Genomic DNA, 554 nt, shown 5'->3' on the forward strand with positions numbered 1-554 from the left:
GCGTCGTCGCGGCCGACACCGAGATCGTCTGTGTCCTCGACGGAGACGGCTCGATGGATCCACGCGACCTGCCGACCCTCGTGACCGCCCTCGATCACGCGGACCTCGCCGTCGGTCGCCGCCGACCGGCGAAGGGAAGCTCGCCCCTGCACGCCAGGATCGGCAATGCCGTTCTCTCACTTCGACTTCGCACCAAGTACAAGCTTCCCGTCCACGACCTGGGAGCCATCCGCGCAGTACGCCGTCAGGCACTGCTCGACCTCGACGTCACCGACCGCCGCTCGGGCTACCCGCTGCAGCTGCTCGTGCTGGCGGCCGAAGCCGGCTGGACCGTCGTCGAACACGACGTGGACTACCGACCACGGACCGCCGGAACGTCCAAGGTCTCGGGCTCGGTGAAGGGGACGATCGTCGCCGTGCGAGATTTCTGGAAGGTGCTCTCGTGACCGTCACCGCTCTCGTCGTCGCCAAAGCCCCCGTTCCGGGTCTGGCCAAGACGCGCCTCGCCGCCTCGATCGGCGACGCCGCCGCAGCCGAACTGGCCGCGGCCTCGC

1 protein-coding gene is annotated in these 554 nt (G+C 69.3%); it reads left to right on the forward strand.

The features are described 5' to 3' along the window. Positions 1 to 446, forward strand: a 446-nt coding sequence (locus RHBS_RS28505) for a glycosyltransferase (RefSeq protein ID WP_128646961.1), incomplete at its 5' end; no start/stop codon positions are given. Positions 447 to 554 lie beyond the last annotated feature (108 nt).

The sequence above is a fragment of the Rhodococcus sp. BS-15 genome (genome assembly GCF_000813105.1).
In the GTDB taxonomy this organism is placed as follows: domain Bacteria; phylum Actinomycetota; class Actinomycetes; order Mycobacteriales; family Mycobacteriaceae; genus Rhodococcoides.